Genomic DNA, 11,870 nt, shown 5'->3' with positions numbered 1-11,870 from the left:
GGGGAGATGGAAATATGACTACAGTAACATTTGAAATTTTCAGATACGACCCTGACAAGGATAAAGAGCCTTATTACCAGACATATAAGGTTGAGCTGAGAAGACCCGGCTACCTTATGCTGGACGCTCTTAACCAGATAAAATGGGAGCAGGACCCCACCCTTACATACCGCCGCTCTTGCAGAGAAGGCGTTTGCGGATCTGACGGTCTGAACGTTAACGGCGTTAACATGCTTTCATGTATGACAAAAGTTGAGGATCTGGGCGCAGACCACATAGTTGTTCAGCCCCTTCCCGGTATGAACGTTATGAGAGACCTTGTTGTCGATGTCGATGATTTCTTCAACAAGTTCATAGCTGTTAAACCCTACCTCATCAGAAAGTCTCCGAACCCTGATAAAGAAATCTATCAGTCACCGGAAGACAGAAAGAAACTGGACGGACTGTATGAGTGTATCCTTTGCGGATGCTGCTCATCTTCTTGCCCCTCTTTCTGGGCAGACAAAAAATATCTCGGACCCAACGCGGCACTGCGCGCATGGAGATATATTGTCGACTCAAGAGACGAGGGCGCGGAAGAGCGTCTGCCTATCCTGAACGACAAGCACGGCGTGTGGAGATGCCACACCATTTACAACTGTGTGGAGGCATGTCCGAAAGAACTGAACCCCACAGAAGCTATCATGAACATCAGGAAAATGCTGCTGGATCAGCAGGTTTAATAGAAGGGGAGCTTCGGCTCCCCTTTTTTTTCTTTTGGCGCTTATATGCGGCGTTCTACTTCGTCAGTTCTCGCTCGGCACTGCTCACATACTTATATGTATGCTCGCAGCCCTCTCTCTCGCCCTTCCTTGTATAACTTGCATCTAAGCACCAAAATCCTGCTCCTCCCTTTATAAAAGGGATGTTGGAAGGGATTTTCTTATTATTCTGTCTCTGCGAGCATATGGCGAAGCAGTCTTATCCAAATAGAAAATGTTGACAAAAAGTAGCCTGAAGGCTACTTTTATATATGACATATGAAATCATAATCTATCACACCGAAAACGGAAGAGAACCGTTTAGTATCTGGTTGGAAAGTATAGACTTTAAAGACCAGATGCGTGTTCTTAAAAGAATTGACAGGCTGAAACTGGGCAATTTTGGAGATAGTAGGTCGGTTGGTGATTATGTTAACGAACTTCGTTTTACTTACGGTGGCGGATACAGAGTGTATTACGGTGTAAAAGGTAATAAAATAGTTATTCTTTTATGCGGTGGAAACAAAAAGACGCAGAGCAAAGATATTGAGTCTGCAAAAGAGTTTTGGAGAGATTACAATGAGAACTTATAGAACACTGGATAGTTTAATTCAGGAACGGCTTTCATCGCCTGAAAACCGTGCGGCTTATCTTGATATCGCAGTGGAAGATTATGTCGAAACCGGCGACGAGGCTGAGCTTCTTCTTGCTATAAGGCAGGTTGTACAGGCAGGTATAGGCTTTGCAAAACTGGCAGAGGAAACAGGTCTTTCCAGAGAATCCCTTTATAAGACTCTTTCAGGCAAGGGAAATCCGAAGCTGAAAACCATCAAAGAAATTTTGTCGGCACTGGGATATTCGCTGTATTTCAAAAAACAGAGTGCGTAATTTATTATTCAAAATAGTGTGAATAGATATAGACAGTTGCATAAATGTTAATAATTTGATAGTTTGTCTATTGGGTGAGGTGTTTATGTTTGGTGATGATTTTCAGGAGATATATGAGAAAAGTCCAATTTTGGCAATTGATAGAGTAATTCTTCAAGCATTAAAAAATGCCAATAGTAATGATTTTGGAAGAGATAAATGTGCTGAAAGCGCAGCTGTAATCAGATTTATACTACAGAATACCAAATTTAGGTTTATTTCAGAAAGAGATATGGATTACTTCCAGTGTACCAATAAGCAGGCTTTTACCCAGCTCTTTAGTGCATTCCATGAAAAATTCATAAAAGAAAAAAATCAATATCACTTGGATCAGATATCTGCAAACTATCCTTTTATTAGTAAAGATGCCATTTTTGAGTTTTCAGACGAGCAATTATCTGATTTGCAAGTAAAAATTAACGATTTGCGTGATTTTATTAGAGAATCAGGAGGGTTAACTGAAGACCATAAAAGAAGATTGCTTGTTAAACTTGAAAGACTTCAGAGCGAATTACACAAAAAAATGTCTGACTTAGATAGATTTTATGGCTTAGTTGGTGATGCGAGTATTGTGTTAGGTAAATTGGGACGTGATGCAAAACCTTTTGTCGATAGAATACGTGAAATAGTTGCTATCGTGACAGGCGTTCAAGCTATAGCAGAAGAATTACCATCTGGCTTTCCAAAAATATCACTCCCTGAATATGAAGATAAAGAAGAGTGCTAATATATTAATTTTGTACCTTGTTTTCTGAACTTTTCCTGTAAAAAAATTTCTTAGTTCCGCTATCATTTTGACGCGCGATAATATATAATCCGCGCAAATTACACTGAGGTGAAAAATATATGGAATGGCTTGCCGATCCGTCCCAATGGTTTGCTTTTGCGGTGCTTCTGCTGCTTGAAATCGTTCTGGGTATCGACAACATCATCTTTATCAGCGTTCTGACAAACAAACTCCCTGAAGAAAAAAGAGAAAAAGTGCGCAAGCTGGGACTTACCCTTGCTATGGTCATGCGTATCCTGCTTGTAATGGGTATCTCTTGGGTAATCGGACTCACTGAACCCGTGTTCACAGCTTTTGAAAAAGCGATATCATGGAAGGATATCATCCTTGTCGTGGGCGGTCTGTTCCTTCTGGCGAAAAGCACGATGGAGATACACCACTCCGTCGAAGACGGCGGACATGAAGAGAAAGAGGTTAAGCTCTCAGCAAACATAACGGGGATAGTTATTCAAATTCTTATGCTAGACCTTGTTTTCTCCGTAGATTCAGTGATAACTGCCGTCGGTATGGTGAAATTCGTTTCCATGATGGTTGCGGTGATAATAATATCCGTTGCTGTCATGATGTTCACCAGCAAATACATAGCAGATTTCATCGAAGGGCACCCAACGTTCAAGATGCTGGCTCTCAGCTTCCTGATGCTCATCGGTATGAGCCTTGTTGGCGAGGGTCTTCATTTCCATATTCCCAAAGGCTACCTGTATTTTGCGATAACCTTCTCAATCATTGTTGAGGCGCTTAATACGAAAGTTCGCAAAAAGCACCAGAAGAGTGTGCTGCTGCGTGCTCCTGCTGTCAGTAAAGATTAATGAGATTACCGCGTCGTTTTAAAGCCTCCTCGCAGAGAAAGGTTATTACGGCGCGCTTTTTCAGAATTCGATGATAAAACTCAGACCGGCGGAGTCCTTGCGAAGGTGCATGGCTCCGCCGTGTTTTTCCACGATAACGTTTGAAATCACGATTCCCCAGTAGTCAAAACTCTGCGAAAGCACCTGATGATTCCAAGGCTGGAGCATGGTGTTTATGATTGCCGTATCAACGTCTACGTCGTGCAGGCGTATTTCTATGATGAGTTTATCTTTAAGCTCTTCTGTTGTGATTTTGAAGCGGAGCGGCACATATTCGTCGAAGAAGCGTATTGAATCCTTAATTATATAGCATACCGCCATTTTGAGAAACATACGGCTGCCCTGCATAGAAAATTCTTTATTATCTTTAAACTCTGTTGTCATTGTGTACTGGTCGAGGAAGTTATAGAGGAATGCGGAGAAGTTCTTTGAAAAGGTCTTGTCCCGCACCTCTTCAATAACTGACCTAAGAAAGCCCGCCACGTCAAAATTTTCGTCCAGACGCATGGATATTGCGTTCGTATAGTCGTTGTAGCCTGTGACGATTTCTTCTATCAGTCTGCACTTGTGCTCAACAACGCTCCATTTCTGCGCCTGCTGTTCGTTAACATCGGACTCGGAGCGTATCTTCCGCAGAAACCCGGCTGCAACGGTGAGGGCGTTCAGTATATTGTGTGAAAGGTGTCTGGAAAATCCGGCAACGATGGCTTTTTCTTCCAGTTTCTTCATATGCTGTTCAATAAGCAGTTTTTTGCTGATATCTTCAAAGATTATCTCGTAGTGGGGGATAGAGTTGGTGACCATCGTGGCGTAAGCGTTAACGGTGATATATGCTCCGTTTTCAGCTCTAAGCCGCATCTGGAGGTTGGCGGTCTTTTCTGTTGCCACGAGGTTAAGAGTATCTTTGAAGCTGTCTGTGTCCTGCGCGTGTATCAGTGAAATGAAATCCTTTCCAACTGCGCCCTGTCTGTCGTAACCTGTGGTATCGGCGAATTTCTGATTCGCATAGGTTATAAGCAGGTCTTCATTCAGCTCGACAATGCTTTCGCCGGCAGAATTAATTATATTTTCCAGTTTGGTTTTCAGAAACTCTATCTGGTGATTTTTATTGTCTATCAGGTTATAAAGCTCCACAAGACCTTTGTTCGCTTCGGAAAGGAGTGCGTTCTGTTCCTGAAGAAAACTGATGCGGTCGATACGGGGCGAAATGGAATACGTTTTGATGACCAGCTTAATGTCTTCCAGCATATAAGCTGTTGGGGTGTTTGGGTTAATGCTTACATGGTTTTCCGGCACGTTTTCGGATATTATTATATTCAGCTTGTTCTCTTTGATAAATTCCGTATTATCCGTAACGACTATGTCGGCTTCGTCAAGGTCGTCTGTGATACGGAAGCAGGTTTCAAGCTCTGCGTCCAGCTCCTTAAAATTGCTTAGCCTCTTAAACACTGCGGCTTTCAATTTCTTTTAAAAGCTCCTTTTTAATATCTTCGAGGATGGCGGAATCAGTAATTTTTCTTCCTTCGGTATCTGTAAGATAGAAAGAGTCCACAACACGGTCAACGTCGGTTGATATTTTTGCCTTGTCAACGCTGATTCCCATGCGGTTAAACACTCCCAGAATGCTGTAAAGCAGTCCCAGTCTGTCCTGTGCGTATATATCTATTACAGTGTACTGCGAAGAAACTTCATTGTCGAATGTGATTTTCTCTTTTTTGCTCATGAGTTTCGGCTGCGACAGAATGGAGCTTGAAGAGCGCTCGATCAGCTTTTCAATATCCGTTTCTCCGTTGATGGTGCCGATTATGCGGTTTATAAGCAGTTCCTTTTTGTTGTCAGGTATTTTAGACCCTGCAAAAGGGTTGTCCACCAGGATGTTGTCGATGGTTATGTCGTTGTTCATGGTGTATATCTGTGCCCATTTGATGTTGTAGCCCAGCGATGCCAGAGCGCCGCATATTTTGCGCAGAAGCCCGACGTGGTCATAGGTGCAGACGAGTATCTGCATGGTGTCAAGTTCCTTTCTGGTGTCCACTTCCACGATGATGGGATTCTTCTCATTTATTTTCAGCGCCATGGAAAGATAGCTGATTATCTGTCCTGCTTTGTTGCCGTAGATAAATTCGTCGTCAAGGGTCTTTGAAGCCTCATATATTTCAGGCGTGAGCTTGCAGCGCTCTTCCAGTTTTTCCCGCCGCAGTTTAACCACTGCGTTGTATTCCTGAACGAGGTCTTCGTTGTTCAGAGCCTGTTCCGCCTTTTCGTGCAGTTCTTTAAGCAGGCTGTTTTTCCACTCGTTGAAAGCTGCGCCGCCCACCGCATTCATGTCGGCATAGGTGAGCAGGAAGAGGATGTCCAACTCCTGCTGGTTGTTAACGTAGCTTATGAAGTGGTTTATAACGTCAATGCTGTGCAGATCTCTCCGTTGGGCGATATGGCTCATAAGAAGGTGATGTTCCACCATGCTGCAAACAGTGTCCGTGTCCTCAAGCCCCATGCCGAGGAATTTGCATATCGAGCGCGCCATCTGGGAACCGACTATGCTGTGGTTTTTTCCCTGTCCTTTGCCTATGTCGTGGAGAAGGACAGAGAGTGCCAGCAGGTCTTTGCGTTTAAGCCTGTTGAACGCCTCCTGATACCTTTCAAGGTGGGGCGGCAGGCTGCCTGTGAGCTTGTCCAGATAGCTGAGTGCGAGATAGGTGTGCTCGTCAACTGTATAGTGATGGTAATAGTCGAACTGCGCGCGGCAGATGATATATTCAAATTCGGGGATGATAGCCTGCAAAACACCGCATTTCGCCATGTTTGATACGATACGGCTGGAATCCGGAAATGATGAGATGGCTTTAAGGAAAACTGCGCCGTATTTCTGTGTAAATTCGGCGTCAACGAGGTACGTTTTCTCTTTTATAAGATCAATGGTGGAATCAGCCAGTTTCAGCCCCTTGTTAGCCGCATATGTGAACACGGATATGAGCTTTCTGGGGTTCTCGTCAAATATATTTTTGCTTTCAACAGTCAGGGTATTCGCATACTGTACGAAGCCGTCGGACAGGCGGAGCGAGAACACCTTCTTCTGGAACCACTTGTGCGAAAGTTCAGCCAGAGTGCGGTTGATCACCTTCTGGGTTATTTCCGCTGTGGTTTTCGCCATTATGTAGTAGTCGCGCATGAAAATCTCTACGCTCTGAACGCTGGACGTGGCTGTATAGCCGAGATTTTTTGCTATTTCCATCTGTGCTTCAAGGCTCATAACGTCGTATTTGCGATTGTGGTAATAGTGCAGTTCGTTGCGTACACGGAAAAGGAATTCGGCATTTTCGATGAGTTTTTCATATTCGCCGTGGGTGAGGATGTTGTGCTTAACAGTTTCGTGGAGGCTTTTTGTCTTGTAGAGTATCTTGCATATCCAGTAGATCGTGTTTATGTCGCGCATCCCGCCGTTGCCCTCTTTGATATTGGGCTGGAGGCGGAAGATGGAGTCACGGAACTTGCTGTTTCTGTTGCGTACTCCGTCTATTTTCATGAGAAGGAACTCGTGTTTGCCCTTTTCCATGACTTTTTCGTTGATAATTTTGAGGAACGCCTCGTAAACTTTCCGCGCGCCGAAAAGAAATCGGTTGTCTATGAAAGAGGTGCGCACAACTTCGTCTTCAAGTGCCGCTTTTGTGACCTCTTTAAGCTCTTTAACCTGGATACCGGGGTTGACGCCGATGTCCCACATAAAAGTTGTGAACTCGCTGATGAACCGCTCATAGTTCTTGTTCATCCGCCCTTTGTGGAGGATAAGGATGTCGATGTCGGAAAACGGAGCCATCTGTTCTCTGGCATATCCGCCGAGGGCAAGAACGGCTATTCCGTCCGTCTCCCCGGCAGACTGACAGGTCTTTATGACTATCTCATCTGCAAGTTCCGTCAGTCTCTGGCTTAGCTGCCATGATGTGGAGTAGGAAAAGCGGTTCTTTTTTATATTTTCCCACGTTTCCTGATAGTATTTTTTAATTGCCTGCGAATTACACATAACCTTCTCTCTGCCTTACCTTTAAACGCAAAAAAAGACACACCGCCAAGGCTTTGTAACAGTCCTGCGTTGATAGTGTATTTTAGAATGTGTTAAAAGATAATTCTTTGCATGAATATCTTAATTATATACATAATTTGTAAAATACAAATCTTTAATTTTGATATCCGGGTAATATTCCTCAATTTTAACGGCGATGAGCTGTTTCGCTCTCATCCGTTCCGCTTCAGTGTCAAGCTCTTCCGGCGCAAGTGCTGTCATGACAGAGTTGATGATAACGGCGACTTCGTCCTTTCTGTTCTGGATGGCTTTTGCGCTCTTTTTGTCATATGTTTCAAATGACAGGTCGTATCTGTAATACTGTTTCCCGCCTGAACCTGTGCTGGTTACAAGATCGTTGATTTCGACGCGGAAGATGCCGTTTCTGAAATTTGTGCTAACCGTATAGTCTTCGAAAGCGTTTTTCTTTGAGCCGACGTTTGCGATACTGAACGACAGATTACCCCGAAACATATAAACAAGAAACGCAATTAAAACTACGAATAATAAAAAAATAACAAACTGAAGAAATTTTTTCATAAAAAACTCCGGGCAAGTTTTTTTACAATATAACACTATACATTTGAATGAAAACAGATATATTGCTCATAATGAAAAAAGCACTTCCGCAAACCTGCCGAAAGTGCTTTTTTATATCTAAAACCTACAGGGGAATACACCTGAATAATGAATATATATATCTATACCTTTGGATGCAAAGTAAATCAAGTGGAAAGTGAAAATATTGTGAATAATGCAGAAAAACACGGATTTACTCCTGTTACCAATATCGATGAGGCGGAACTGGTGGTCTTGAACAGCTGCGCTGTGACAGAGAACGCAGAGAAAAAATTCCGCAATCTTATAAAAAAACTGAAAAAAGACAATCCGTCGGTAGTTATTGCCGCAACAGGCTGTGCAGCGGAGAAAGATAAAGAGAAACTCAAGGATATAGGCGCTGATATAGTGGTCACAAACTCAGGAAAAATGGACATTTTGCGGTATATTTCTGAAAATTCAGATTTTCTGCGCAGTATTTCGGAACCGCATGAGTTTGTTCTGGCGGAAAATCCTAAAATGATAACCCGTACCCGTGCGTTCGTGAAAATTCAGGACGGATGTGACAGCTTCTGTGCCTACTGCATAATCCCTTCTTTGCGCGGGAAACCCTCCAGCCGCGGGATGGATTCAGTCGTGAATGAGGTGCGGCATCTTGTGGAAAGCGGACACAAAGAGATAGTCCCCGTAGGTATCCACGTAGGCAAATACGGGCTGGATCTTGAAGAGGGAGTTAATCTCGGCAGTCTTATTAAGCGCCTCCTTAATGAAATGGACGGTTTCCGTATAAGACTCACCTCCATTGAGCTTAACGAGCTTACTGACGGGATGGTTTCTCTTCTGGCGGAGAATCAGGACAGGATATGCCGCCACTATCACATTCCGCTTCAAAGCGGTTCCACAGATGTTTTGAAAAAGATGAGACGGCACTATACCGCCCATGAGTATATTGAAAAGGTTCGGATGCTGAAAAAACTTGTGCCGGACTGCACCATCGGTGCGGACATAATCGTAGGTTTCCCTTCGGAAACTGACGAAAATTTCCGTGAAACCGTAAATACTGTGCGAATGGCTGGCATCGACCACATACATGTTTTCAGCTACTCCGACCGCTCCGGAACAGAGGCAAGCCTTATGGAAGGCAAGCTGGACGCAAAGACAAAATCTGCCAGAGCGAAGGAACTCCGCGACATAGCGAAAGAGATGAAACGCGCATCCGCAGAGCGCATGGTGGGCAAACGCCTGAAAGTTCTCACTCAAAACGACAACACAGGGCTTACCGACAACTTTTTTACGGTCATATTCCCAAATGGGGTTGAACAGAATCAGCTTTTGGATGTATTAATAACAGGTGTCGGAAACGACAATACACTGAAAGCGGAGATTATTGGATATGAACACTAAGATAGTTATCATCGGGGGGGTCGCCGCAGGCGCGACAGCGGCCGCAAAAGCGAGGCGCACCAGCGAGGACGTCTCAATCACAATGGCAGAAAAAGGAAAATATATTTCATTCGCAAACTGCGGTCTGCCTTACTACACAGGTGGCACCATCGCCTCCAGAAACAGCATACTTCTGCATACCAAAAAAACGTTCGGCGACAGGTTCAACGCAAACGTAATGACCCGCACAGAGGCTCTTTCTATAGACCCTGTGAAAAAGACGGTGCTTTTTGCCACAGAGAAAGGGCAGGTTGAGACCCCTTATGACAAACTGCTCATAGCCACAGGCGCAAAGACCTTCATTCCGAAAATAGAGGGTATAGATACCGTGCCTTATTTCACTATGCGCACTGTTGACGATGCGGACGGCGTTAAAGAGTGGATAGAGACGAAAAAACCTGAGAGCGCGCTCATCATAGGCGGCGGCTTCATAGGAATAGAAACTGCTGAGGCTATGCTCCACTGCGGGATCAAGCCCGTTGTTGTGGAGGCACTGGACGAGATTATGCCCAATCTTCCGCGCATCATAGCCATGAACCTTCGCGAAAAGATGATATCCGACGGCTGCGACGTTATAATAAAGAAATACGTTAAGAAACTGACTCAGAGCGACCGCATACATGCTGAACTTTCCGACGGAACAGTAATCAACACCGACCTGGTCATTCTCTGCACAGGGGTTCGCCCGTCTGTGGAGCTTGCGGAGGCGGCAGGAGTTGCTGTCGGGGAGAGGGGCGGCATACTCACCAATGAGCGCATGGAGACCAACGTAAGGGATATCTATGCCGCAGGCGATGTTGTTGAGAAGACAAACCTCATCACAGGCAAGAAAGTCCTGATGCCTCTTGCGGGTCCCGCAAACCGTGAGGGCAGGGCTGCCGGATGCAACATGGCCGGCGGGAACATGATATTCAAAGGTGTGATAGGATCCTCAGTTGTGGGCTTTAACGGTTTCGTCACGGCACAGACCGGTCTTACATTCGAACAGGCTCTCGCAGCCGGATTCGATGCCGAATACGTTTATACAGAGGATGTTAACACCTCCTCATACTACCCCGGACACGGGTATATATTCATGATGACCATTTACGATAAAAAAACCGGCAGACTGCTGGGGCTTTCCGCCTGCGGTGCCGGCGGCACGGAGAAGAGGGCGGACGAGGCGGCTGTTGCCATCTATGCCGGACTTACGGTATATGACCTCGAACACCTTGAATTCTGCTACGCACCCCCCTTCGCTTCTGCAAAGGACAACCTGAACATAGCCGGATTTGTCGCATCGAACACTCTGCGGCATACCGGTTTCACGGTTACCCCCGAATTTGTCTATGAAAAAATAAAAAATGGCGAAAAACTACAGCTTCTCGACGTGCGCTCAGCGCCGGAACACAAGGCTTACGCCATCGAAGGTTCGCAGCATATTTTTGTTAACGATGTGAGAAATAATACGGATAAAATTGACAGAAGCCGTCCTGTTTATGTATATTGTGCTGTCGGATTCAGGGGCTATCTTGCCGTGCGCAGCCTCAGAAACCTTGGTTTCGAGGCATATAACATAACAGGCGGCATAGAAGCATATTTCAGAGTCAAGAAAATTTCCTGAAAACAGAGGTAACATAAATGAACACGGTTCTTTCCACTGAGCTTAAAGGGCTTAAACTCCTCGGAAGAGGCAAGGTAAGAGACATTTACGACATGGGCGACAAGATGCTCATCGTCACCACCGACAGAATTTCGGCGTTTGATGTTATTATGCCCAACGGCATCCCCAACAAGGGCAAGATACTCACCGAACTGTCCCTCTTCTGGTTTGAAAAGACAAAACACATAATCAAAAACCACCTCATCACAGCCGATGTGAACGAAATGCCCGAAGAATGCCGCCAGTATGCCGACATACTTGAAGGCAGAACAATGCTTGTGCACAAATGTAAACCCTATCCTGTTGAATGCGTCGCAAGAGGCTATATCACAGGTTCCGGCTGGAAAGACTATCTTGCCACCGGCGAAATATGCGGAATTAAACTCCCTGCCGGACTTAAAGAATCCGAAAGGTTCCCCGAAACCCTCTTCACTCCCGCATCAAAAGCGGAGCTTGGCGAGCACGACGAAAACATCTCTTTCGAGCAGATGAAACAGAAGGTTGGTGCTGAAACCGCTCAGAAACTGAGGGACTACACAGTTAAAATATATGAAACAGCAAGAGACCTTGCCCTTGAAAAAGGTATTATCATAGCCGATACCAAATTTGAGTTTGGTGAGCTTAATGGTGAAATAATACTTATTGACGAGATACTTACTCCTGACTCTTCAAGATTCTGGAGCAAAGCGGACTATGCCGCAGGACAACCCCAGCAGGGAATGGACAAGCAGTATGTCAGAAACTATCTTGAAACACTTGACTGGGGCAAAAAAGCACCCGGACCTGTGCTTCCTGACGAGATAGTCAAAGGCACGGAAGCGATCTACCGCAAAATAGCGGACATTCTCAAAAGTTAACTGTCAAT

General features: G+C 44.9%; 11 protein-coding genes. 8 read left to right on the top strand and 3 right to left on the bottom strand.

Annotated elements, in window-relative coordinates; translation table 11 throughout:
- Positions 1-14 precede the first annotated feature (14 nt).
- The 5 genes from Q7P67_RS06930 to Q7P67_RS06910 all read left to right on the top strand — a co-directional run bounded on the left by Q7P67_RS06930 (position 15) and on the right by Q7P67_RS06910 (position 3,263).
- Positions 15-722, top strand: a complete 708-nt coding sequence (locus Q7P67_RS06930) for a succinate dehydrogenase iron-sulfur subunit (RefSeq protein WP_303851228.1) — start codon at positions 15-17, stop codon at positions 720-722.
- Positions 723-1,012: 290 nt separating this feature from the next.
- The gene (locus tag Q7P67_RS06925) at positions 1,013-1,333 is read left to right on the top strand and encodes a type II toxin-antitoxin system RelE/ParE family toxin (RefSeq protein ID WP_303851227.1); all 321 of its coding nucleotides are present in this window, start codon (positions 1,013-1,015) and stop codon (positions 1,331-1,333) included.
- Positions 1,320-1,628 carry an addiction module antidote protein gene (locus tag Q7P67_RS06920; RefSeq protein ID WP_277656522.1) on the top strand — a complete coding sequence of 103 codons (309 nt, stop codon included), beginning with the start codon at positions 1,320-1,322 and terminating at the stop codon, positions 1,626-1,628. Before Q7P67_RS06925 ends, Q7P67_RS06920 begins: the two co-directional genes overlap by 14 nt.
- 85 nt (positions 1,629-1,713) lie before the next feature.
- The gene (locus Q7P67_RS06915) at positions 1,714-2,394 is read left to right on the top strand and encodes a hypothetical protein (RefSeq protein WP_303851226.1); all 681 of its coding nucleotides are present in this window, start codon (positions 1,714-1,716) and stop codon (positions 2,392-2,394) included.
- 119 nt (positions 2,395-2,513) lie between these two features.
- Positions 2,514-3,263, top strand: coding sequence for a TerC family protein (locus Q7P67_RS06910; protein ID WP_303851225.1), 750 nt, complete (start codon positions 2,514-2,516; stop codon positions 3,261-3,263).
- Positions 3,264-3,323: 60 nt separating this feature from the next.
- Here the strand turns inward: Q7P67_RS06910 and Q7P67_RS06905 are convergent, their stop codons facing one another.
- The 3 genes from Q7P67_RS06905 to fliL all read right to left on the bottom strand — a co-directional run bounded on the left by Q7P67_RS06905 (position 3,324) and on the right by fliL (position 7,902).
- Entirely contained in the window at positions 3,324-4,751 is a 1,428-nt protein-coding gene (locus Q7P67_RS06905) for a PAS domain-containing protein (RefSeq protein WP_303851224.1), read from the bottom strand.
- The gene (glnD, locus tag Q7P67_RS06900) at positions 4,744-7,323 is read right to left on the bottom strand and encodes a [protein-PII] uridylyltransferase (protein ID WP_303851223.1); all 2,580 of its coding nucleotides are present in this window, start codon (positions 7,321-7,323) and stop codon (positions 4,744-4,746) included. Before glnD ends, Q7P67_RS06905 begins: the two co-directional genes overlap by 8 nt.
- A 120-nt stretch (positions 7,324-7,443) precedes the next feature.
- Positions 7,444-7,902, bottom strand: a complete 459-nt coding sequence (gene fliL / locus Q7P67_RS06895; RefSeq protein ID WP_303851222.1) for a flagellar basal body-associated protein FliL — start codon at positions 7,900-7,902, stop codon at positions 7,444-7,446.
- Between the two features lie 147 nt (positions 7,903-8,049).
- Here fliL and mtaB point away from each other — a divergent pair, with 147 nt between their 5' ends.
- Genes mtaB through Q7P67_RS06880 form a run of 3 tightly spaced genes read left to right on the top strand, consistent with a single transcriptional unit; the run spans position 8,050 to position 11,862 of the window.
- A complete protein-coding gene (gene mtaB / locus Q7P67_RS06890) occupies positions 8,050-9,324 on the top strand; it encodes a tRNA (N(6)-L-threonylcarbamoyladenosine(37)-C(2))-methylthiotransferase MtaB (RefSeq protein WP_303851221.1) in 1,275 nt (424 codons plus the stop codon).
- Positions 9,314-10,966: an FAD-dependent oxidoreductase gene (locus Q7P67_RS06885; RefSeq protein WP_303851220.1), complete on the top strand. Its 1,653-nt coding sequence runs from the start codon at positions 9,314-9,316 to the stop codon at positions 10,964-10,966. The genes mtaB and Q7P67_RS06885 overlap by 11 nt, the downstream gene beginning before the upstream one ends.
- 17 nt (positions 10,967-10,983) lie before the next feature.
- Positions 10,984-11,862: a phosphoribosylaminoimidazolesuccinocarboxamide synthase gene (locus Q7P67_RS06880; RefSeq protein WP_303851219.1), complete on the top strand. Its 879-nt coding sequence runs from the start codon at positions 10,984-10,986 to the stop codon at positions 11,860-11,862.
- Positions 11,863-11,870 lie beyond the last annotated feature (8 nt).

The organism is Seleniivibrio woodruffii (assembly GCF_029267515.1).
GTDB classification, from domain to species: Bacteria; Chrysiogenota; Deferribacteres; order Deferribacterales; family Geovibrionaceae; genus Seleniivibrio; species Seleniivibrio woodruffii_A.
The sequence above is the reverse complement of the archived record's forward strand: the minus strand, read 5'-3'. Positions and strand labels throughout refer to the sequence as shown.

Coding starts and splice junctions, on each gene's coding strand:
- Q7P67_RS06930 (WP_303851228.1), top strand. CDS start 15: ATGACTACAGTAACATTTGAAATTTTCAGATACGACCCTGACAAGGAT.
- Q7P67_RS06925 (WP_303851227.1), top strand. CDS start 1,013: ATGACATATGAAATCATAATCTATCACACCGAAAACGGAAGAGAACCG.
- Q7P67_RS06920 (WP_277656522.1), top strand. CDS start 1,320: ATGAGAACTTATAGAACACTGGATAGTTTAATTCAGGAACGGCTTTCA.
- Q7P67_RS06915 (WP_303851226.1), top strand. CDS start 1,714: ATGTTTGGTGATGATTTTCAGGAGATATATGAGAAAAGTCCAATTTTG.
- Q7P67_RS06910 (WP_303851225.1), top strand. CDS start 2,514: ATGGAATGGCTTGCCGATCCGTCCCAATGGTTTGCTTTTGCGGTGCTT.
- glnD (WP_303851223.1), bottom strand. CDS start 7,323: ATGTGTAATTCGCAGGCAATTAAAAAATACTATCAGGAAACGTGGGAA.
- fliL (WP_303851222.1), bottom strand. CDS start 7,902: ATGAAAAAATTTCTTCAGTTTGTTATTTTTTTATTATTCGTAGTTTTA.
- mtaB (WP_303851221.1), top strand. CDS start 8,050: ATGAATATATATATCTATACCTTTGGATGCAAAGTAAATCAAGTGGAA.
- Q7P67_RS06885 (WP_303851220.1), top strand. CDS start 9,314: ATGAACACTAAGATAGTTATCATCGGGGGGGTCGCCGCAGGCGCGACA.
- Q7P67_RS06880 (WP_303851219.1), top strand. CDS start 10,984: ATGAACACGGTTCTTTCCACTGAGCTTAAAGGGCTTAAACTCCTCGGA.